General features: G+C 65.3%; 20 protein-coding genes. 9 read left to right on the forward strand and 11 right to left on the reverse strand.

All coding sequences use genetic code 11. The features are described 5' to 3' along the window. Positions 1 to 43 precede the first annotated feature (43 nt). Positions 44 to 1090 carry an A/G-specific adenine glycosylase gene (gene mutY / locus LQR33_RS15270; protein ID WP_231469642.1) on the reverse strand — a complete coding sequence of 349 codons (1047 nt, stop codon included), beginning with the start codon at positions 1088 to 1090 and terminating at the stop codon, positions 44 to 46. A 129-nt stretch (positions 1091 to 1219) separates the two neighbouring features. Here mutY and LQR33_RS24335 point away from each other — a divergent pair, with 129 nt between their 5' ends. The 4 genes from LQR33_RS24335 to LQR33_RS15290 all read left to right on the forward strand — a co-directional run bounded on the left by LQR33_RS24335 (position 1220) and on the right by LQR33_RS15290 (position 6832). Further along, the gene (locus tag LQR33_RS24335; RefSeq protein WP_331282867.1) at positions 1220 to 3814 is read left to right on the forward strand and encodes a THUMP domain-containing protein; all 2595 of its coding nucleotides are present in this window, start codon (positions 1220 to 1222) and stop codon (positions 3812 to 3814) included. 166 nt (positions 3815 to 3980) lie between these two features. Beyond that, positions 3981 to 4583: a MarC family protein gene (locus tag LQR33_RS15280; RefSeq protein WP_021478811.1), complete on the forward strand. Its 603-nt coding sequence runs from the start codon at positions 3981 to 3983 to the stop codon at positions 4581 to 4583. Positions 4584 to 4726: 143 nt separating this feature from the next. After that, positions 4727 to 6052 (forward strand): dicarboxylate/amino acid:cation symporter, encoded by a 1326-nt coding sequence (locus LQR33_RS15285; RefSeq protein WP_221665398.1) that lies wholly within the window; start codon positions 4727 to 4729, stop codon positions 6050 to 6052. 117 nt (positions 6053 to 6169) lie between these two features. Next, positions 6170 to 6832: a redoxin family protein gene (locus LQR33_RS15290; protein ID WP_166439665.1), complete on the forward strand. Its 663-nt coding sequence runs from the start codon at positions 6170 to 6172 to the stop codon at positions 6830 to 6832. A 76-nt stretch (positions 6833 to 6908) separates the two neighbouring features. Here the strand turns inward: LQR33_RS15290 and ppsA are convergent, their stop codons facing one another. Continuing rightward, complete coding sequence (ppsA, locus tag LQR33_RS15295) at positions 6909 to 9296, reverse strand: phosphoenolpyruvate synthase (protein ID WP_070979606.1); 2388 nt, start codon at positions 9294 to 9296, stop codon at positions 6909 to 6911. Positions 9297 to 9578: 282 nt separating this feature from the next. On the opposite strand from ppsA, the gene ppsR reads away from it, so the two are divergent. Further along, positions 9579 to 10400, forward strand: coding sequence for a posphoenolpyruvate synthetase regulatory kinase/phosphorylase PpsR (ppsR, locus tag LQR33_RS15300; protein WP_021478807.1), 822 nt, complete (start codon positions 9579 to 9581; stop codon positions 10398 to 10400). An 18-nt stretch (positions 10401 to 10418) separates the two neighbouring features. Here the strand turns inward: ppsR and LQR33_RS15305 are convergent, their stop codons facing one another. Then, complete coding sequence (locus tag LQR33_RS15305) at positions 10419 to 10775, reverse strand: translation initiation factor Sui1 (RefSeq protein ID WP_166439666.1); 357 nt, start codon at positions 10773 to 10775, stop codon at positions 10419 to 10421. A 349-nt stretch (positions 10776 to 11124) separates the two neighbouring features. After that, the gene (locus LQR33_RS15310; protein ID WP_231469588.1) at positions 11125 to 11877 is read right to left on the reverse strand and encodes an AraC family transcriptional regulator; all 753 of its coding nucleotides are present in this window, start codon (positions 11875 to 11877) and stop codon (positions 11125 to 11127) included. A gap of 115 nt (positions 11878 to 11992) precedes the next feature. On the opposite strand from LQR33_RS15310, the gene LQR33_RS15315 reads away from it, so the two are divergent. From LQR33_RS15315 to LQR33_RS15330, 4 genes are all read left to right on the forward strand, one after another. Continuing rightward, on the forward strand, positions 11993 to 12403 hold the full coding sequence (locus tag LQR33_RS15315) for a nuclear transport factor 2 family protein (RefSeq protein WP_221668370.1): 411 nt from the start codon (positions 11993 to 11995) through the stop codon (positions 12401 to 12403). 230 nt (positions 12404 to 12633) lie between these two features. Then, positions 12634 to 13656 (forward strand): tryptophan--tRNA ligase, encoded by a 1023-nt coding sequence (gene trpS / locus LQR33_RS15320; protein ID WP_166439669.1) that lies wholly within the window; start codon positions 12634 to 12636, stop codon positions 13654 to 13656. 82 nt (positions 13657 to 13738) lie between these two features. Continuing rightward, positions 13739 to 14044 carry a chorismate mutase gene (locus LQR33_RS15325; protein WP_104945226.1) on the forward strand — a complete coding sequence of 102 codons (306 nt, stop codon included), beginning with the start codon at positions 13739 to 13741 and terminating at the stop codon, positions 14042 to 14044. A gap of 86 nt (positions 14045 to 14130) precedes the next feature. After that, entirely contained in the window at positions 14131 to 14595 is a 465-nt protein-coding gene (locus tag LQR33_RS15330; RefSeq protein WP_166439670.1) for a CreA family protein, read from the forward strand. 47 nt (positions 14596 to 14642) lie between these two features. Here LQR33_RS15330 and LQR33_RS15335 read toward each other — a convergent pair whose 3' ends face one another. Genes LQR33_RS15335 through mltG form a run of 7 tightly spaced genes read right to left on the reverse strand, consistent with a single transcriptional unit; the run spans position 14643 to position 19685 of the window. Continuing rightward, positions 14643 to 15419: an MBL fold metallo-hydrolase gene (locus tag LQR33_RS15335; protein ID WP_221665400.1), complete on the reverse strand. Its 777-nt coding sequence runs from the start codon at positions 15417 to 15419 to the stop codon at positions 14643 to 14645. A 16-nt stretch (positions 15420 to 15435) separates the two neighbouring features. Continuing rightward, positions 15436 to 15819, reverse strand: coding sequence for a hypothetical protein (locus tag LQR33_RS15340; protein ID WP_231469589.1), 384 nt, complete (start codon positions 15817 to 15819; stop codon positions 15436 to 15438). Positions 15820 to 15832: 13 nt separating this feature from the next. Continuing rightward, the gene (locus LQR33_RS15345) at positions 15833 to 16603 is read right to left on the reverse strand and encodes a TatD family hydrolase (RefSeq protein WP_231469591.1); all 771 of its coding nucleotides are present in this window, start codon (positions 16601 to 16603) and stop codon (positions 15833 to 15835) included. Positions 16604 to 16663: 60 nt separating this feature from the next. Further along, positions 16664 to 17035 (reverse strand): PilZ domain-containing protein, encoded by a 372-nt coding sequence (locus LQR33_RS15350; protein WP_021478797.1) that lies wholly within the window; start codon positions 17033 to 17035, stop codon positions 16664 to 16666. A 15-nt stretch (positions 17036 to 17050) separates the two neighbouring features. Beyond that, positions 17051 to 18055 (reverse strand): DNA polymerase III subunit delta', encoded by a 1005-nt coding sequence (locus LQR33_RS15355; protein WP_221668372.1) that lies wholly within the window; start codon positions 18053 to 18055, stop codon positions 17051 to 17053. Continuing rightward, the gene (gene tmk, locus LQR33_RS15360) at positions 18055 to 18696 is read right to left on the reverse strand and encodes a dTMP kinase (protein ID WP_166439675.1); all 642 of its coding nucleotides are present in this window, start codon (positions 18694 to 18696) and stop codon (positions 18055 to 18057) included. Before tmk ends, LQR33_RS15355 begins: the two co-directional genes overlap by 1 nt. Further along, the gene (gene mltG / locus LQR33_RS15365; protein ID WP_166439676.1) at positions 18693 to 19685 is read right to left on the reverse strand and encodes an endolytic transglycosylase MltG; all 993 of its coding nucleotides are present in this window, start codon (positions 19683 to 19685) and stop codon (positions 18693 to 18695) included. The genes tmk and mltG overlap by 4 nt, the downstream gene beginning before the upstream one ends. Positions 19686 to 19713: the final 28 nt, after the last annotated feature.

The following is a 19713-nucleotide window of genomic DNA, read 5'->3' on the forward strand; positions in this document are numbered from 1 at the left end:
AGCCAGCGGATTGGCCACGCGGACAGGGCTAGCCTGCCCTCTTTCAATCATGCGCCGCCAGCCTCAGCAGCAATCGGCGCACCGGCGCCGGCACGCCGGCGTCCACCGCCTGATCGATCTCCAGCCACTGGCCATCGGCCTCGGCGACTCCCGCCGCGGCCAGGCGGTCGATCCGGACCGGCTGCGGCGTGATGATCAGGCGAAAATGGGTGAATACATGCTCCAGCTCCGGCCAGGCGGGCAGCATGTCGCCATCGCCCCGGCCGTTCAGCCAGCCTTCCATATCGAGCGTGGTGCCGAACTCCGGCAGCGACAACAGCCCGCCCCAGATGCCGGTCGGCGGCCGGCGCTCAAGCCATACCTTGTTTTCGTGCCGCGCCAGCAGCATCGCCGTGTGGCGCGTCGGCACCGCCCTCTTCGGCCGCGGCGTAGGCAGCTCCCCAGTGCGGCCCTCGCGCGCCGCCGCGCAGCCGTCCGCCATAGGACAGGCGGCGCAGCCGGGCTTGCCGCGGCTGCATACCGTCGCGCCCAAGTCCATCAGGCCCTGCACATAGGGGCCGATGTCGGCGGCGTCGGCCGGCAGGATCTGCTCGGCCAGCGCCCACATCCGTTTCTCAATGGCCTTGTCGCCGGGAAAACCGTCTATGCCGAAGCAGCGCGCCAGCACGCGTTTGACATTGCCGTCCAGGATGGTTTCGCGCCTGCCGAAGGCGAAAGCCGAAATCGCCGCGGCGGTGGATCGTCCAACGCCCGGCAAGCGCTCCAATTGCTCGCGCTCGGCCGGAAACGCGCCGCCGAACTCGTCCATCACCATCCGCGCCGCCTTGTGCAGATTGCGCGCGCGGCTGTAGTAGCCCAGGCCGCTCCACTGCGCCAGCACATCGTCCGCCGGCGCGGCGGCCAATGCCGCCACGTCCGGGAAACGGGCCAGGAAGCGCGGATAATAATCGAGCACGCTCTTCACTTGAGTCTGCTGCAGCATGATCTCCGACAGCCATACCCGGTATGGGTCCTTCACTTGCCAGGGCAGGTCGTGGCGGCCGTGCCGCCGTTGCCAGGCCACCAGCCGGGAGGCGAAACTGCTGTGCAACATCGCAATCCAATATCCAATCGAACCGGTTATGGTAGCGGAAAGCCGCAGCGTCACCAAGCAGGCGGCGGCCAAATACGTTAAAATTAAAGGATTACTTATTTTAGCTTGTCCATTCGAGGTCGTTTCATGTCCAGTTTCCGCTCCCGCCAACGCGCCAGCCAGCGCCGCGATCAAACCAGCCGCGAACGCGCGGCCAACTCGCCGGCAGGCGGAAACCCGAGCGCCCCCGATCGGCAGCCTCAGGATGGCAAACCGCGCGCGCCCTACTCCGGCCAGCGTCCCGGCCCGGGCAAACCGGACTGGAAGCCCGGCCAGGAACAACGCCGTTTCGACAAGCGCCCTGACGACCGCGGCGAAGGCCAGCAAAAACGCTTCAACCGCGACGGCGACAAGCCGGCCTGGCAGCCCCGCCAGGACGACCGCCGCTTCGACAAGCGCCCTGACGGCCGCGGCGAAGGCCAGCAAAAGCGCTTCAACCGCGACGGCGACAAGCCCGCCTGGCAGCCGCGTCAGGACGACCGCCGTTTCGACAAGCGTTCGGACGAGCGCGGCGAAGGCCAGCAGAAACGTTTCAACCGCGACGGCGACAAGCCGGCCTGGCAGCCGCGCCAGGATGATCGCCGTTTCGACAAGCGCCAGCCGGAAGCCGGCCATGAGCGCCGCTACGACCGCGACCGCGGTCCGTCCAGCCGCAAGCCGCTGCCGGAAGGCGTGGAACGCGCTTCCGAATTCCGCCGCGACGGCGCGCCGCAGGACAAGCGCTACAGCCGCGACCGCGGCCCGTCCGGCCGCAAGCCGTTGCATACCGAAGACGCCCCGCCGCGCGAATTCAAGCCGCGCGCAGAAGGCGACTTCCGCCGCGATGACAAGCCGCAGTGGCAAGCCCGCGAGGACCGCGCGCCCTATGGCGACAACGGTCCGCGCAAGGTGTTCGCCAAGCGCGAGGACGACGAGCGCGACAACCGCTTCCGCCGCGACGACAAGCCGCAATGGCAACCGCGCGAAGACCGCGGCCCGCGTCAGGACGGCGACGCGCCGCGCAAGCTGTTCTCCAAGCGCGAGGACGGCGAGCGCGACAACCGCTTCCGCCGCGACGACAAGCCGCAGTGGCAGCCGCGCGAAGACCGCGCCCCGCGCCAGGACGGCGACGCGCCGCGCAAACTGTTCTCCAAGCGCGAGGATGGCGAGCGCGACAACCGCTTCCGCCGCGACGACAAGCCGCAGTGGCAGCCGCGCGAAGACCGCGCCCCGCGCCAGGACGGCGACGCGCCGCGCAAGCTGTTCTCCAAGCGCGAGGACGGCGAGCGCGACAACCGCTCCCGCCGCGACGACAAGCCGCAGTGGCAGCCGCGCGAAGACCGCAACCCGCGCGGCGACAGGAACGAGCATCGTCCGCGCGGCTTTCAGACCTTCGGCGACACCCATCGCGTCGACCAGCCACGCCGCGCTTTCGAACAACGCCCGCATGACGGCGGCCACGGCCACGCTCCGGCCCCCCGCGCCGAAAACGTGATCACCAATCGCCTGGATAGCCGGCTGTCGCTGTTCGCCCCCTGCCCGCGCGGCCTGGAGCAGATCCTGGCCGACGAATTGCTGGCGCTGGGCGCCGGCGACATCGCGCCGACTGACGGCGGCGTGGCATTCGCCGGCGACGCGCGGCTGATGATGGCCGTCAACCTGCACAGCCGCACCGCCAGCCGCGTGCTGCTGCGCCTGGCCCATGGCGGCTACCACGCTGACCAGGACATCTACCGGCTGGCGATGAGCGTGGACTGGCCGCGCTGGTTCGACGTGTCGCGCACCATCAAGCTGAAGGCCGACGGCATCGCCGCTCGGGTCAAGAGCCTGGACTACATCGGCCTGACGGTGAAGGACGCTATCTGCGACCGCTTCCGCCAGACCCATCAGGGCCGCCCCAGTGTCGATACCCGCCACCCGGACGTCCGCGTCAACGTGTTCCTGACCGCCGACGAAGCGACCATCTATCTGGACACCAGCGGCGAGCCGCTGTTCAAGCGCGGCTGGCGCGAGGAAACCGGCGAGGCGCCGCTGCGCGAAAACCTGGCCGCCGGCATCCTGCTGCTGGCCGGCTATGACGGCAGCCAGCCGCTGCTGGACCCGATGTGCGGCAGCGGCACCTTCCTGGTGGAAGCCGCCGACATCGCGCTGAACCGCGCGCCGGGCCGCGCCCGCGGCTTCGGTTTCGAAGCGCTGTCCAGCTTCGATTCCGCCGCCTGGGAAAAGCTGCAGCTGGACGCGCGCAAGGCCGAGCAGCCTGCCGCTTCGCTGGCCATCCGCGGCTCCGACCGCTCTCAGGCCATGATCAACATCGCCCGCGCCAACCTGGAGCGCGCCGGTCTGGCCGACCTGATCGAAGTCGCGGCCGCCGACGTGGCCGACACCCGTCCGCACGCCGAGCACGGCCTGATCGTCAGCAACCCGCCCTACGGCGTGCGGCTGGAAGAGCAGGACCAGCTGGCGGCCTGGTACCCGGAGCTGGGCGACTGGCTGAAGGCCCACTTCGCCGGCTGGACCGCCTGCCTGTTCAGCGGCGACCTGCGCCTGGGCAAGCTGATCCATCTGGCGCCGAAGCGCCGCACGCCGCTGTTCAACGGCTCGCTGCAATGCCGCCTGTTCGTCATCAATATGGTGGAAGGCAGCGCGCGCAAGCAGAAAGACACCGGCGACAGCGAAATCGAATCCGAAGGCGGCGAGCAATAAGCGCCAACACTCCGGCAACATGCCGCCCCGCCTATGGCCGGGCGGCATTTTTACGGACGTTCGCCGCAAAAAAGCGCGAAAACGATTAATTTCCAGTCGCATCCCCGCTCGCCGCCATTCGGCCGGCATGAGATAATTGCGGCCGAACCCACCCAAGCCTCAAACCATGCAAACCTCGTTTCTGTCCGCCACCATCCTGCTGATCCTGATCACCGACCCGCTGGGCAATATCCCGTTGTTCATCTCCGCGCTGAAGCAAGTCAAGCCCGAGCGCCGCAAGCGCGTGGTCTACCGCGAATGCCTGATCGCCTTCCTGGTGCTGACCATCTTCATGCTGTTCGGCCGCAATTTCCTCGAACTGATGCACCTGACCGACGAATCGATGCGCATCGCCGGCGGCGTGATCCTGTTCCTGATCGCGATCAAGATGATCTTCCCCGGCGAAGGCAGCGTGTTCGGCGGCGACAAGCTACATGGCGAGCCTTTCATCGTGCCGATCGCCATTCCGCTGATCGCCGGCCCGTCGGCGATGGCCACCGTGCTCCTGCTGTCCACCCGTGAGCCGGGCCGGATGCTGGAATGGATGGGCGCGCTGACCATCTGCATGCTGGTCACCACCGTGGTGTTCCTGTTTTCCGGCAAGCTGCAGAAGCTGCTGGGAGAGCAGGCCATCACCGCGCTGGAGCGGCTGATGGGTCTGGTGCTGACCGCCATCTCGGTGGAGATGCTGCTCAGCGGCTTCGCGTCCTATCTGAAGCAGCTGCACTGAATATTCAAATCAGATACGGCATCAGGGTTATCCCCGATAGGGATATCGACAATGCTCCCGGCTGATGGCTGTTGTTAGCATCGGATGCAAATGGACCATCCAAGAGTCCGCGTCCGAAGCAACCAACGCCAGTCGGGAGAACCATGCAAACCAAGACCCCCTTCTTTTCGCGCCTGTACGTCCAGGTGCTGATCGCCATCGCGCTGGGCGTCACGCTCGGCGCCCTCGCGCCTGACCTCGGCGCCAAGATGAAACCGCTGGGCGACGCCTTCATCAAGTTGATCAAGATGATGATCGCCCCCATCATTTTCGCCACCGTCGTGGTCGGCATCGCCAAGATGGGCGACATGAAGGAAGTAGGCCGCGTCGGCGTCAAGGCGCTGTTCTACTTCGAAGCCGTCACCACGCTGGCGCTGGTGATCGGCCTGGTCGTGGTCAACCTGCTGCAACCGGGCGCAGGCCTCAACATCGACCCGCACACGCTGCACGCCAAGGACATCGCCAAATACACCGCCGGCGCCAAGGAAATGAACACCGTCGATTTCCTGCTGCACATCATCCCGGACACCGTCGTCGGCGCTTTCGCCAGCGGCGAGATCCTGCAAGTGCTGACCTTCTCTGTGCTGCTGGGCCTGGCGCTGACCAAGATGGGCGACAACGGCAAGAACATCGTCCACATCCTGGACGAGTTCTCCCACGCGCTGTTCGGCGTGATCAATATGCTGATGAAGCTGGCCCCGATCGGCGCCTTCGGCGCGATGGCCTTCACCATCGGCAAGTACGGCATCGGCTCGCTGAAGCAGCTGGGCTTTTTGATGGCCTGCGTGTATCTCACCTGCTTCGCCTTCGTTTTCATCGTGCTGGGCACCATCGCCCGCTTCTCCGGCTTCAGCCTGTGGCGTTTCCTGGTCTACATCAAGGAAGAGATCCTGCTGGTGCTGGGCACGTCTTCGTCCGAATCGGCGCTGCCGGGCATCATGAAGAAGCTGGAGAATCTGGGTTGCTCCAAACCGGTGGTGGGCATGGTGGTGCCCACCGGCTACTCGTTCAACCTGGACGGCACCTCCATCTACCTGACCATGGCGGCGATCTTCATCGCCCAGGCCACCAATGTGAACCTGACGCTGGGCGAGGAGCTGGCCATCATCGGCGTGCTGCTCTTGACCTCCAAGGGCGCGGCGGCAGTGACCGGCGGCGGCTTCATCACGCTGGCGGCCACGCTGGCGACGCTGGGCGGCAAGCTGCCGGTGGAAGGCCTGGCGCTGTTGATCGGCATCGATCGCTTCATGTCCGAAGCGCGCGCCATCACCAACCTGATCGGCAACGGCGTCGCCACCGTGGTGATCGCCAAGTGGGAAAAGGCTCTGGACGTGGAAAAGATGCGCCAGGTGCTGGAGGGCGCCGAGCCGCCGGCCCCGCCCAGAAACCGGCAGGAAGCCGCGCCGGAACCGGCGCTGCAGACTTCCTGAGGCGCCCGCGTCCGTTGCCGCCAACCCGCCGCCAGGCGGGTTTTTCGTTTCATTTAGGACGAAATTCTTGATTTCGCTGTCCGCTCGTCCACGATGAAAATGCTAGGAGGAGTGGAAATGGAAGACTTTTGGGTGCAATACGGCGATGAAATGCTGCCCGTCATCGGCGATTTCCCACGCCAAGGCAGCTATTTGCCCAGCTTCATGCTGGTGGACGACCAGAAGCGCGACGCGCCGCTGGAGGGCTTTTCCCACACGCCGAAGCTGATCGTCACCCTGTTGTCGGTCGACGAGGACGAGCACGCCGGCCTGCTGCTGTTGCGGGAAACCCGGCGCTTTCTGGACAGTTGGCCCCATCTGAAGCTGATCGTGATCACCGTCGACTCGCCGTCGTCGCTGGCGCGCGCGCGGCACGAGCACGGCCTGCCCAATATCGCGCTGCTGTCCACGCTGCGCGGCCGCGATTTCCACAAGCGTTACGGCGTGCTGATCACCGAATACCCATTGAGCGGCTACACCTCGCCGTCCATCATCCTGGCCGACGCCGCCAACGTGGTCCATTACTCGGAACGGCTGGCGAATACCCGCGACTTCTTCAATTTCGACGCCATCGATGCGCTGCTGCAGGAAGGCGAGCAGCAAGCGATGGCTGCCGAGCGCGAGGCCGCGGAAGCGCGGCAGGAGCAGGATGCGGAGCGGGAAAAAGGCACCGAGCGGCTGCTGGAAAAGGCCAAGCTGATCCAGGATCAGCTAAATCGGAACGGCGGCGCCGGACGCTGAGCCCCGCCGGCCGCAGATAAAGAAAAACCGCCCGTTTCCGGGCGGTTTCTCATTCACCGATGGATGACTGGCAGCCTTAGCTGTTCAGTTCTTTGGCCAGGTACAGCCAGGTTTCCACCACGGTGTCCGGGTTCAGCGACACGGTCTCGATGCCCTCTTCCACCAGCCACTTGGCGAAATCCGGATGGTCGGACGGGCCCTGGCCGCAGATGCCCACGTACTTGCCCAGCTTGCGGCAAGCCTGGATCGACATGTGCAGCATCGCCTTCACCGCCTCGTTGCGCTCGTCGAAGGTGGAAGCGATCGGGCCGCCGGAATCGCGGTCCACGCCCAGCGTCAGCTGGGTCATGTCGTTGGAGCCGATCGAGAAGCCGTCGAAGTGCTGCAGGAATTTCTCCGCCAGCACCGCGTTGGTCGGCAGTTCGCACATCATGATCAGGCGCAGGCCGTTTTCGCCGCGCTTCAGGCCGTTTTCAGCCAGGATCTCAACCACCTTCTCGGCTTCGGCCAGCGTGCGGACGAAGGGGATCATCACTTCCACGTTGGTCAGGCCCATCACGTCGCGCACCTTCTTGATGGCGCGGCATTCCAGCTCGAAGCAATCGCGGAACGATTCGGCCACGTAGCGGGCGGCACCGCGGAAGCCGATCATCGGGTTTTCTTCGTGCGGCTCGTACAGCTGGCCGCCGATCAAGTTGGCGTACTCGTTGGACTTGAAGTCCGACATGCGCACGATGACCTTCTTCGGATAGAAAGCCGCGGCCAGCGTGGACACGCCTTCAGCGATCTTGTCGACGTAGAAGTCCACCGGGCTTGCGTAGCCGGCGATGCGGTCGGAAATGGTTTCCTTCAGCTCCGGGCTCAGCTTGTCGAATTCCAGCAGCGCCTTCGGGTGGATGCCGATCTGGCGGTTGATGACGAATTCCATCCGCGCCAGGCCCACGCCTTCGTTCGGCAGCTGGGCGAAGTCGAAAGCCAGTTCCGGGTTGCCGACGTTCATCATGATCTTGACCGGCGCCTTGGGCATCTTGTCCAGTTCCAGATCGATGATTTCCACATCCAGCAGGCCGTCGTAGATGTTGCCGGTGTCGCCCTCCGCGCAGGACACGGTGACCTGCATGCCGGCTTTCAGCACGCGGGTGGCGTCGCCGCAGCCGACCACGGCCGGGATGCCCAATTCGCGCGCGATGATGGCCGCGTGGCAGGTGCGGCCGCCGCGGTTAGTGACGATGGCGGCTGCGCGCTTCATCACCGGTTCCCAATCCGGGTCGGTCATGTCGGTCACCAGCACGTCGCCGGGTTTGACCTGATCCATCTCGGACGCGTCGCGGATGGTGCGCACGGTGCCCTGGCCGATCTTCTGGCCGATGGCGCGGCCTTCGCACAGGATTTCGGACTTGCTGTTCAGGCGGTAGCGACGCAGGGTGTCCTTGCGGTCTTCCTGCGACTTAACGGTTTCCGGACGCGCCTGCAGGATGTACAGCTTGCCGTCCACGCCGTCGCGGCCCCACTCGATGTCCATCGGGCGGCCGTAATGCTTTTCGATGATCAGCGCGTACTCGGCCAGTTCGGCCACTTCCGCGTCGTTGATCGAGAATTCTTTGCGCAGCGCCGGCTCCACATCCACGGTCTTGACCGAGCGGCCCGCTTGCGAGGCGTCGGTGAACTCCATCTTGATCAGCTTGGAGCCCATGGTCTTGCGCAGCACTGCCGGGCGGCCGGCTTTCAGCGTCGGCTTGTGCACGTAGAACTCGTCCGGGTTCACGGCGCCCTGCACCACGGTTTCGCCCAGGCCGTAGGAGGCGGTGATGAACACCACGTCTTCAAAACCGGATTCGGTGTCGATGGTGAACATCACGCCGGCCGCGCCCATATCGGAACGCACCATGCGCTGCACGCCGGCGGACAAGGCCACCACATCGTGGGCGAAGCCCTTGTGCACGCGGTAGGAGATGGCGCGGTCGTTGTAGAGGGAGGCGAAAACGTGCTTCATCGCATCCTTGACATTGTCAAGGCCGCGGATATTCAGGAAGGTTTCTTGCTGGCCTGCGAACGAGGCATCGGGAAGGTCTTCGGCGGTGGCGGAAGAGCGGACCGCTACGGAGATGTCGGCGCCGCCGGCGTCGGCCACCATCTTGTCCCAGGCTTCCTTGATGTCTGCATCCAGTTTGGCCGGGAACGGGGTGTCGATGATCCACTGGCGGATTTCCTTGCCCACCCGGGCCAGTTCGCTGACGTCGTCGATATCGAGTTTGGCGAGCGCGGCGCTGATCTTGTCGGCCAGGCCATTATGCTGCAGGAAATCCCGGTACGCCTGGGCGGTGGTGGCAAAGCCGCCGGGAACACGAACGCCGGAACCCGCCAGCTGACTGATCATTTCACCGAGGGAGGCGTTCTTGCCGCCTACCTCTTCCACGTCGGTCATACGCAGCTTCTCGAACCAGATGACGTAGTTGTCTGCCATCACTTCACTTCCTGTGTTGGGATTGGGACGATGGGCCGCATTCTAGCCGAATTACGTGCGAATTGCGTAGCATCTTTTGCGCTGCACAAGACTTTTTGCGACAGGATGGTCGACAAAATCAATACAATCAAACAGTTGTTTTGAAAATGACTGTTCGTAATAGTTATTTGTCATGTAATTTTATGATTACATGAAGAAAACGAACTGGCTCACGCCATATCGCCGCCGCCCGCGCCGGTATACACTTTGCAGCAGGCAAATCCACCATCCGCAGGGTCATCCATGTCGCACCACCGTTCAGCCTTCTTCATTTCAGACCGCACCGGCATCACCGCAGAATCGCTGGGCCACACGCTGCTGACCCAGTTCGACGCGCTGGACTTCCAGCGCGAGACCGTGCCTTTCGTCGACACCGTGGAAAAGGCGCGCGCGCTGGCCGAGCGGATCAGCGAAATCGCCGAACGCGACCACCTGCGCCCGCTGGTCTTCACCAGCATCGTCAACCCGGAGGTGCGCGAGGCGCTGCGGCTGGAAAACGTGGTGTTGATCGACTTCTTCGAGACCTTCATCGGCCGCTTGGAGGATGAGATCGGGCAAAAGGCGACGCTGACGGTGGGCAAGGCCCACGGCATGGTCAACGAGGAGAAATACGATCACCGGATCGAGGCGGTGAACTTCTCGCTGAACCACGACGACGGCGTCAAGCTGAAAGACCTGGACGAAGCCGATGTGATCCTGGTGGGCGTGTCCCGCTCCGGCAAAACGCCGACCTGCCTCTACCTGGCGCTGCAATACGGCATCCGCGCCGCCAACTACCCGCTGACGCCGGAAGACCTGGGCAGCCCGACCCTGCCCAAGATCCTGCTGCCGTTCAAGGACAAGATGTTCGGCCTCACCATCGATCCCAACCGGCTGCACCACATTCGCTCGGAGCGCCGGCCGGATTCCAAGTACGCCAGCATGGACAACTGCCGCCGCGAGGTGAACGAGGCGGAATCGATGTTCCGCCATCACGGCGTGCCCTTCATCAGTACCACCCACAAGTCGATTGAGGAAATCGCTTCCACCATCATGCACAAGGCTTCGCTGGGCCGGAAGTTCTGATCCCGGCGCGGGCGGCGCCTAACCGCCCGCGCGCTTGGCCTTGAAGCCCAGCCTGGCCAGCTCGGAAATCACGATCTCCACGTGCTCGCCCTGGATCTCCAGCGTCCAGTCCTTGACCGTGCCGCCGCTGCCGCAGCGCGCGCGCAGCTGCTTCCCCACCTTGGCCAGTTCGTCGGCCGTCAACTGCAGCCCCTTCACCACTGTCACCGCCTTGCCGCCGCGTCCCTTGGTTTCCCTGAACACTCGGATAATGCCATCGCCGGCTGGCGCGGCCGGCGCCTTGCAGCGGCATTGGGCCTCGGGCTGCCCGCATTCCGGACACATCCGGCCATGCTCGGTGGAATACACCAATCCGCCCGTTCTCTCTCTCGCCATCGTCATCTCGCTCCCGGCATGAACACCCATGCCATCCAGGCAAGGCGTCGACAGACGCTATGCCATTGTTTATTTGTAAATTTCCTGAAAAAAGCAGAACAATAGCAACTATTCGCTCTCCAATATTGTGAATATTGCCAAAGAGAGCGCCATGAATCTGCCCGATCCCAATCTATCGCCCATCGCGGCATTGCGGCAGCCCGCTCCGCGGCGGGTCGACGGCGTCGCCGCCGCGAACCAGGGACAAACGCCTGCCCAGCGCGAACTGGCTGAAATGCTGTTCCGCCGGCTGCTGAACAGCCAGCAGGCCGCGCCCAGTCCTGCGCAATCCCGCTCAGCCCCGTTGGACTCAAGTGCGGGCCTGAGCACGCTGGAATTCGCCCGGCGCCATACCCAGATGGCGACGGAACGCCGCGCCAAACGCGCTCAGGGACTGATACCCTACCTGTAACGCGGTCTCCCCCACCGCCGCGCCGCCGCTGAGCAGGCGCACAGCCTCCAGCAGCCTGGCCTGTCCCAGCCAATTGCCGAACGACACCCCGGTTTCCCTGGCGAACGCCCGCGTCAGGCTGGCGCGGGAAAACCCATGCGCGGCCGCCAGCTCGTCCAGCAGCCACCCCCGGCTCAGATCCGCCAACACCCGCCGGCACAACGCGCGCAAGCGGCGCTCGGCCGGCAATGGCAGTTGCTGCGGCAAGGGAGCCAATTGCAGCAGCTCGTCGACGATCACTCCGGCCAGCCGTTGCCGGCGGCCGGTCCACGGCTCCGCCTCGTAGCTCAACTGCCTCTCCAGCAGCAGGCCCATCATGCCGCCGGCCGGCACCACTCTCGCCTCGGCGGGGAGATCCGGGTAGGCGGCGCGGTCGGCATAGGCCGTCACGCCATCCAGCTCCGCCAGCGGTTCGGCGCTATGCGCCATGCCGGCGGGAATCCAGCCGACCTGCCCCGCGGCCATCAGCCAGCGCATGGTCTCGCTCTGGCACAGCATCGCGCCGCGGCGCAGATAAATCAGTTGGCCGACCTCATGGACATGGCTGGCGACCCCGCCGCGCGACACCCCTTGCACCGCCAGACAGCGAAACGGCAGATTGACCGTATCCATGATTGATCCGATTGAGACAATACTTGATACTTTGCCGCTAACGCATCAAACCGTAAAGCTCCTACAGTGTCGTCATCCACCATCGGCGCGGCGCGCCACCTCAGGAGACTGCACCATGAGCTCTTCCCTCCAAGCCCCCGACAACCTCGCCATCGTCCGCGGCATGTTCGCCGAGCTGATCGAAGCCGGCCGCGTCGACGACGACAGCATCGCCCGCTACATGGCGCCCGGCTACCGCCAGCGCGTCGACGGCCGCGAGCTGGATCTGGCCGGCTTCAAGAGCCACCTGCGCATGCAGCGCGAAGTCGTGGAAAAAATGGCGGTGCATTTCCTGGCCGTCGCCCAGGACGACGACTGCGTGCTGACCCACCATCAGGTGCATGTCGCCAAAAAAGACGGCAGCGCCGCCCGCTTCCAGGTGCAGGCCCATATTACGCTGCGCGACGGCAAAATCGTCGCCTGCGACGAGCTGACCCGCCAACTGGAAGGCCCGGCCGCCGACCATGACCTCGGCTCGCGCCACTGAAGCGCAAGGGGCTTGACGCGGCGCGCGGCCCCGTGTTTTGATGAAGGAATGAAAACCGCACCCGCATTCGCAATCCGATTTTGGTGGTGGCGCCTCTCCTAGGCGGCGCCGGCGAACGCATATGCAATAAAAACCCGGAGGCTGCCGACAAGGCGCACCGGGTTTGTTTTTAGCCTCACCTCCCCCCAGTCCGCCCTGCCGGTCTCCTCATTCCAACAGTGGAGATCGAAATGAATCTGGACAACATCAGCTCGCAAGACATCATCCTCACCGGCGACCGCACCACCGGCCAGCTGCATCTGGGCCATTACGTGGGTTCGCTGCGCAACCGCGTGATCCTGCAGAACCGCTGCGTACAATTCCTGCTGCTGGCCGACGCCCAGGCGCTGACCGACAATATGGGCAACTACCTGAAGGTGCGCGACAACGTGCTGCAGGTGGCGCTGGACTATCTGGCCGTCGGCATCGATCCGGCCAAGAGCACCATCTTCATCCAGAGCCTGGTGCCGGAACTGACCGAGCTGGCGTCCTACTATCTCAATCTGGTGACGGTGGCGCGGCTGGAGCGCAACCCGACCATCAAAGACGAGATCAAGCAGCGCGGCTACGAGCGCGACATCCCGGCCGGCTTCCTCACCTACCCGGCCGCCCAGGCCGCCGACATCACCGCCTTCAAGGCCACCATCGTGCCGGTCGGCGAAGACCAGATCCCGATGATCGAACAGACCAACGAAATCGTCCGCCGCTTCAACGCCAGCGTCGAGCGGCCGGTGCTGGTGGAAACCCGGGCCGTGGTGCCGGAGGTGGGCTCCCGCCTGCCCGGCATAGACGGCAAGGCCAAGATGTCCAAATCACTGGGCAACACCATCACGCTGTCGGCCACGCCGGACGACATCCGCCAGGCTGTGAAGATGATGTACACCGACCCGAACCACTTGCGGGTGGCCGACCCCGGCCAGGTGGAAGGCAATGTGGTGTTCACCTATCTGGACGCCTTCCATCCGGACCAGGCGCTGGTGGCGGAATTGAAAGCCCAATACCAACGCGGCGGCCTGGGCGACACCGTGATCAAGAAGCACCTGGAAGACTGCCTGCAGGAGATGCTGGCGCCGATCCGCGAACGCCGCGAACGCTACGCCCAGGACCCCGCAGCCGTGCTGGAAATGCTGAAGACCGGCACCCGCCGCGCCCGCGACGTGGCCGCCCGCACGCTGGCCGAGGTGAAGGCCGCGATGGGCCTCAACTACTACTGACGCGCCACGGGCTGGCGGGCTTCAGGGCTTCGCCAGCCGCTCATGCGCAAGCGCCGATGCCGCGCTTTCAAGGAGACCATGTATGGACAGCGTTTTTCAATGCCAGGACCTAGCTGAAGTCAGGGAACAGATAGACCGCGTCGACCGCTCGCTGGTGGCGCTGATCGCCGAGCGCGGCATTTACGTGCGCCAGGCGGCGGCGTTCAAACACAGCCGCGAAGAAGTGGAAGGCGGCAAGCGGGTGGACCAGGTGATGCGCCGCGTCGAGCGGCTGGCCGGCGAACTGGGCGCGGACCCCGCGCTGACCGCGGCGGTCTACCGCACGATGATAGAGTACTTCGTCGCCGACGAGATGGCGGCTTTCCGCGAACGGGCCGCCGGAGATTGAGGCGGCGAACGGCTTTGCCTACAATCGTCCCGTCCTGTGACCCTGTCCGGCCGCTCCAGGCGGCCGGCCCACGCCGGAGAAAACCGATGAAACAAGCCGCCCTGCTGCTGCTCGCCTGCCTGTCCCTGCCGGCCCTGGCCGAAGAGGTGGGCGAAGTGTCCACCACCTTCAAGCTGCTCAGTCCCAACGACAAGGTGGTGGTGGAAGCCTTTGACGATCCCTCGGTGCAAGGCGTCGCCTGCTACGTGTCGCGCGCCAAGACCGGGGGCTACAAGGGCGCGATGGGATTGGCCAAGGATCCGTCCCGCTTCTCCGTCGCCTGCCGCCAGGTGGGCGCGATCCGCTTCAGCAAGCCGATTCCGCCGCAAGAGCAAGTTTTCAAGGAGGGCGCGTCCTTCGTGTTCAAGCACGTGCGCGTGGTGCGCATCGTCGACGCCAAGCGCAATGTGCTGACCTACCTCACCTACTCGGACAAGCTGGTGGACGGCAGCCCGGACAATGCGATCACCGCGGTGGCGGTGCTGGACCAGAAGATCCCGCTCAAAAAATAAATATCACAAGCCATTGAAAAAAATCATGTTTTTTAACATGACAACCATCATTTCATGGCCACTTCGGCGCGCCAGCCATCGAAACCGACCTCCACGCCGGGCGGGCAGCGCTCGCTGAGATCGAGGTATTCAAGCTTGTGGGTCATGTGGATCAGCACCGTGCGGCGCGCGGCGATGCGTCCCGCCCATTCGAAAGCCTGGTCCACGCACAGGTGGGATGGGTAGGGATCCTGGTTCAGACAATCGAGGAACAGCAGCTCCAGCCCTTCCAGCAATGGCAGGCTGCTGTCGGGAATGTGGGACAGGTCGGTCAGCCAAGCCACGTCGCCGATGCGCCAGCCCAGACAGGGCCAGCTGCCGTGCAGCAAGGGAATGGGCGTCAGCGCCACGCCCTGGTGTTGGAACGGGCCGCTGACTACTTCCGGCAACAGCACCGGCTTGTCCCACATTTTGGACGGCGGCAGCAGCGCGTAGCCGAAGCGCTCGCGGATGTTGGAAATGGTGAAGTCGTTGCCATACAGCGAGATCGGCCCCTTCTTCAGGTAACAGAAGGCGCGCAGGTCGTCGATGCCGTTCAGGTGGTCGGCGTGCGGATGGGTGTACAGCACCGCGTCCAGCCGGCTCAAGCCTTCGCGCAGCGCCTGCTGGCGCAGATCCGGCCCGGTATCGATCAGGAAACCGAGCTCTCCCACCCGCACATAGGCGCTGGCGCGAGTACGCTTGTTGCGGACGTCGTCCGAGCGGCAAGTGGGGCAGCCGCAGCCTATCGCCGGCGTGCCGGAGCTGGAGCCGCAACCCAGGATGGTGACTTCTAGCGTATTCACGACTCTCCTTGCTTGATCACTGGCACGGCTGCGCCCGCGCCGCGGGCACGGCGACGGAACCGCCTTCGCAAACCGGCTGTCCGCCCGGGCCTATCACGCAGCTGCCGCCCGGCTGCGCCGCGCAGTTCGGCGCGCCGTCCGGCCCCAGCAAGCACAGGCCGGGCCCGGCGTAAAAACCGCCGCGGGCGCGGACCACGCCGCCGCCGGGATACGGCGAGCAGAACAGATTGCCGAATTCGTCGGACACGCAGGCGCCGGCGCCGCAGTAGGGCTGGCCCTGGTGCAATACTGCCTGGCCGCCCGGCGGCGCGCAGTAGCTGCGTCCGCCCAGGCTGACGCAATTGGCCAGCGCCGGCAGCGCGATCAAGCATCCGATCAAACCCAATGCGGGCAGCCGCATATCCTTCTCCGCTTCAGCCCGCCGCCTTGGCGAACAGGCGGAAGAAATTGTCCGTGGTGGCTTGCGCCACCTCCTCGAACGGGATGCCGCGCAGCTGGGCGATGAACTCCGCCACGTGGCGCACATAGGCCGGCTCGTTGGTCTTGCCGCGGAACGGCACCGGCGCGAGATAGGGCGAGTCGGTTTCGATCAGCATCCGCTCCAGCGGCACCTTCTGCGCCACCTCCTGCACCTGCTTGGCGTTCTTGAAGGTCACCACGCCGGAGAAGGAGATGTAGAAGCCCAGCGCCAGCGCGGCCTCGGCCACTTCCCAGGTCTCGGTGAAGCAATGCATCACGCCGCCGCATCGCTCGGCATGCTCTTCCCGCATGATGCGGATGGTGTCCTCAGCGGACTCCCGGGTATGGATCACCAGCGGCAGGCCCACGCGCCGGGCGGCGCGGATATGGGTGCGGAAGCGCTGATGCTGCCAACCAAGATCGCCCTTGCACCAGTGATAATCCAGGCCGGTCTCGCCGATGCCGACCACGCGCGGATGGGCGGCCAGCTCGACCAGCTCGTCCTCGCTGTACTCCTCGGCCTCTGGGTCATCCGGATGCACGCCGACGGTGGCGTACAGATTGGGATGCGCCTCGGCCAGGGCCAGCACCTGCGGGTACTTGGGGCGGCTGACACCGATCACCAGGGCGTGCGTCACCTGGTTCTGGCGCATATTGGCCAGCACATCGGGCATGCGCTCGGCGAGGTCGGGAAAATTGATGTGGCAGTGGGAATCGATCAACATGGTCGGTGGGCAGAAAAACGTGAATCCGGCTCACAGGATATCACGTCCTCCTTCCGGACCTCACATGGTATGGGTGGGGCGGCTGGAGTTGAGCACGCCGCCCAGCAGCGTCTCTATCTTGTCCTTGGCCTGCTTGCCCGCCTCGCCGGAAACGAACTCCACGCCGACGCCCTGCACCCGGCTGTTGTTGGCGCCGCCCGGCGTGATCCACACCACCTTGGCCTGCACCGCGATGCGCTGGGGATCCTCCATCAGCGTCAGCAGCAGGAACACCTCTTCGCCCAGCTGCATTTCCTTGTTGGTGGGAATGAAAATGCCGCCGTTGCGCAAAAAAGGCATGTAGGCGGCGAACAGCGCGCTGCGCTCCTTGATATGCAGCGACAGCACGCCGGGGCGATTGGGATTGTTCAGATCCGGCTTGGCGGCATCCATTCAGGCCCCTTTTGCTTAGCCGGCCTTGCCGCCGGCGAAGATCTTCAGGTAATCCATCAACACCGCCTCCAGTTGCAGGCGAATGTTCAAGGTATGCTGGGAGAACGGCGCCAGCGCGGTCAACGCCTGCTGGCAAGCCATCAGCAGAACGACGTCGCAGCGCGGCGCCAGCGCGGCGAGCGCCCTCTCCTGATCTGGATAATAGCGGACCCTGCCGGCCAGGCACAGCGCGGCCAGGTCGTGCAGCCATTTCTGCAGCCAGGCCAGCGGCTGCGCCAAAGACAGCTGCTTGTTCTTGTCGATCAACTCCGCCAGTTGCAGCATGCCGGCGAAACTGGGCTGGCCCAGACCGCGGACGAACTGGGCGCGCAGCGCGGCAAGATCGGGGTCGTGGTCGAACAGCGGCGCGCCGCCGTTGTGCGCCAGTTCCGCCTCGGCGCCGGCGATGCCCTGCTCCTTCAGCCAGGCAAGCGCGGCCGGCTCCGACGGACGGGTCAGCGCGAACTGGCGGCAGCGGCTGCGGATGGTGGGCAGCAGGCGTTGCGGCGCGTGCGACACCAGCAGGAACAACACGGCCTCTGGCGGCTCCTCCAGTATCTTCAGCAAGGCGTTGGCGGCGGCCAGGTTCAGGTTCTCGGCCGGCTCCACCAGGATCACCCGGCGGCCGGCGCGGTGCGCGGTCAGATGGGCGAAATCGATCACCTCGCGCACCGCCTCGATCTTGATCTGCGGCAGCTTGCGCGTGGTCTTGGCCTCCTTGCCCTCTTCCTCCTCGTCGGCGAACGGCGACAGGCGGCGGAAGTCCGGATGGGTGCCGCTGGCGAACCAGCGGCACCCCTGGCACTGGCCGCAGGGCTGGTGGCTGGCCGCGGGGCTCTCGCACAGCAGCGACAGCGACAGGTGTTCGGCGAAGGCCAGCTTGCCGATGCCGGCGCCGCCGGTGAACAGCCAAGCGCCCGGCATGCGCTCGCGCTCGGCGGAGAGCCGCGCCCAGTCATCGCCCTGCCACGGGTACAGCATCAGCCGCGCTCCAGCAAGCGTTGCAGGTGGACGGCGATGTCGGCCTGGATGTCGGCGATGCCGCGGCCGGCGTCCAGCACGACGATGCGCTGCGGCGCCTCCTCGGCCCGGCGCAGGTAGGCCGCTCGCACGCGGCGGTGGAAATCGGCGGCTTCCTGCTCGAAACGGTCAGGCACCCGGGTGCCGGCCATGCGCCCGGCGGCCACTTCAGTCGGCAGGTCGAACAGCAGGGTCAGGTCCGGCTGCAGGCCGCGCTGCACCCAGTCTTCCAGCGCGCGGATGCGTTCGAACGGCACGCCGCGGCCGCCGCCCTGGAAAGCGTAGGTGGAGTCGGTGAAGCGGTCGGACACCAGCCAGCGGCCGGCGGCCAGCGCCGGCTCTATCACTTCGGCGATGTGCTGCTGGCGCGCGGCGAAGGCCAGCAGCGCCTCGGCGTCCAGCGAAGCCACGGTGCCGGGATCCAGCAGCAGGTCGCGTATCTTTTCCGACAGCGGCGTACCGCCCGGCTCGCGGGTGAACGCGGCGCCGACATCGCGTCCGGACAGCCAGTCGCGGATGAAGGAGAGGTGGGTGCTCTTGCCCGCGCCGTCTATGCCCTCCAGCGTGATGAAACGGCCGCGTCGGACCTGCTGCGTGCTCATTGCTGGCCTTTCTTCAGAATGTATTTGCGCACCGCCTGGTTGTGCTGCTCCAGGGTGCTGGAAAACTCGGAGCTGCCGTCGCCGCGGGCGACGAAGTACAGCGCGTCGGTTTCGGCTGGCTGGGCCGCCGCGTACAGCGCGGCCTTGCCCGGCATCGAGATCGGCGTCGGCGTCAGGCCGGCGCGGGTATAGGTATTGTAAGGCGTATCGCGGCGCAGGTCGGCCTTGCCGATATTGCCCTGGTAGCTGGCGCCCATGCCGTAGATCACCGAGGGATCGGTCTGCAGCCGCATGCCCTTCTTCAAGCGATTGACGAACACCGCCGCCACCATAGACCGGTCCGCCTCGCTGGAGGTTTCCTTCTCGATCAGGCTGGCCATGGTCAACAGCTCATACGGCGAGGTATAGGGCAAGCCGGGCTTGCGCGCCGCCCAGGCGGCGTCGAGGTGCTGCCGCATCGTGGCATAGGCCTGGCGGTACAAGTCCAGATCGGAGGTGCCAGGCGTGAACAGATAGGTGCTGGGGAAGAACAGGCCCTCGGGGCTGGCGTCTCCCAGGCCGATGCGCGCCACCAGATCCACATCGCTCAGTTTCCGCGCGTCGTGGCGGATATCCGGGTTGCGCTCCACCGCCTGGCGCAGCTGGCGGAAGGTCCAGCCCTCGATCGTGGTCAGGCTCGCCTCGTCCGGATGCCCCTGCACCAGCCGATCGAGCACGTCCAGCATCGACTGGCTGCCGTCCAGACGGTACAGGCCGGCCTTCACCTTGCGGTCCGAGCCGGTGATCCTGGCCAGCGCGACCATCAGCTGGCCGTCGCGTATCGCACCATCCTTCGCCAGAGAATGGGCGATCTGCTTCATCGTGCGGTTGGGGCCGACCAGCAGCTTGTAACCACCCGCCGGCATCTCGACCGGCAGCAGCAGCGCCCAGGCCAGCCACCCCGCCGCGCACAGCAGCAGCAACAACAGAACGCGGGAAATTTTCTTCATTTAAACGCTTCGCAAATCCAGATGTGAC

Source organism: Chromobacterium piscinae (assembly GCF_021129175.1).
In the GTDB taxonomy this organism is placed as follows: domain Bacteria; phylum Pseudomonadota; class Gammaproteobacteria; order Burkholderiales; family Chromobacteriaceae; genus Chromobacterium; species Chromobacterium piscinae.

Excerpts from the sequence above, each read along its gene's own strand:
- LQR33_RS15290 (WP_166439665.1), top strand. The coding sequence starts at position 6,170 with ATGGAAGACTTTTGGGTGCAATACGGCGATGAAATGCTGCCCGTCATC.
- LQR33_RS15340 (WP_231469589.1), bottom strand. The coding sequence starts at position 15,819 with ATGCGGCTGCCCGCATTGGGTTTGATCGGATGCTTGATCGCGCTGCCG.
- tmk (WP_166439675.1), bottom strand. The coding sequence starts at position 18,696 with ATGAGCACGCAGCAGGTCCGACGCGGCCGTTTCATCACGCTGGAGGGC.
- LQR33_RS15310 (WP_231469588.1), bottom strand. The coding sequence starts at position 11,877 with ATGGATACGGTCAATCTGCCGTTTCGCTGTCTGGCGGTGCAAGGGGTG.
- LQR33_RS15330 (WP_166439670.1), top strand. The coding sequence starts at position 14,131 with ATGAAACAAGCCGCCCTGCTGCTGCTCGCCTGCCTGTCCCTGCCGGCC.
- ppsA (WP_070979606.1), bottom strand. The coding sequence starts at position 9,296 with ATGGCAGACAACTACGTCATCTGGTTCGAGAAGCTGCGTATGACCGAC.
- mltG (WP_166439676.1), bottom strand. The coding sequence starts at position 19,685 with ATGAAGAAAATTTCCCGCGTTCTGTTGTTGCTGCTGCTGTGCGCGGCG.
- LQR33_RS15350 (WP_021478797.1), bottom strand. The coding sequence starts at position 17,035 with ATGGATGCCGCCAAGCCGGATCTGAACAATCCCAATCGCCCCGGCGTG.
- LQR33_RS15305 (WP_166439666.1), bottom strand. The coding sequence starts at position 10,775 with ATGGCGAGAGAGAGAACGGGCGGATTGGTGTATTCCACCGAGCATGGC.
- LQR33_RS15345 (WP_231469591.1), bottom strand. The coding sequence starts at position 16,603 with ATGTTGATCGATTCCCACTGCCACATCAATTTTCCCGACCTCGCCGAG.
- LQR33_RS15325 (WP_104945226.1), top strand. The coding sequence starts at position 13,739 with ATGGACAGCGTTTTTCAATGCCAGGACCTAGCTGAAGTCAGGGAACAG.
- ppsR (WP_021478807.1), top strand. The coding sequence starts at position 9,579 with ATGTCGCACCACCGTTCAGCCTTCTTCATTTCAGACCGCACCGGCATC.
- LQR33_RS15285 (WP_221665398.1), top strand. The coding sequence starts at position 4,727 with ATGCAAACCAAGACCCCCTTCTTTTCGCGCCTGTACGTCCAGGTGCTG.
- LQR33_RS15280 (WP_021478811.1), top strand. The coding sequence starts at position 3,981 with ATGCAAACCTCGTTTCTGTCCGCCACCATCCTGCTGATCCTGATCACC.
- trpS (WP_166439669.1), top strand. The coding sequence starts at position 12,634 with ATGAATCTGGACAACATCAGCTCGCAAGACATCATCCTCACCGGCGAC.
- LQR33_RS15315 (WP_221668370.1), top strand. The coding sequence starts at position 11,993 with ATGAGCTCTTCCCTCCAAGCCCCCGACAACCTCGCCATCGTCCGCGGC.
- LQR33_RS15355 (WP_221668372.1), bottom strand. The coding sequence starts at position 18,055 with ATGCTGTACCCGTGGCAGGGCGATGACTGGGCGCGGCTCTCCGCCGAG.
- LQR33_RS24335 (WP_331282867.1), top strand. The coding sequence starts at position 1,220 with ATGTCCAGTTTCCGCTCCCGCCAACGCGCCAGCCAGCGCCGCGATCAA.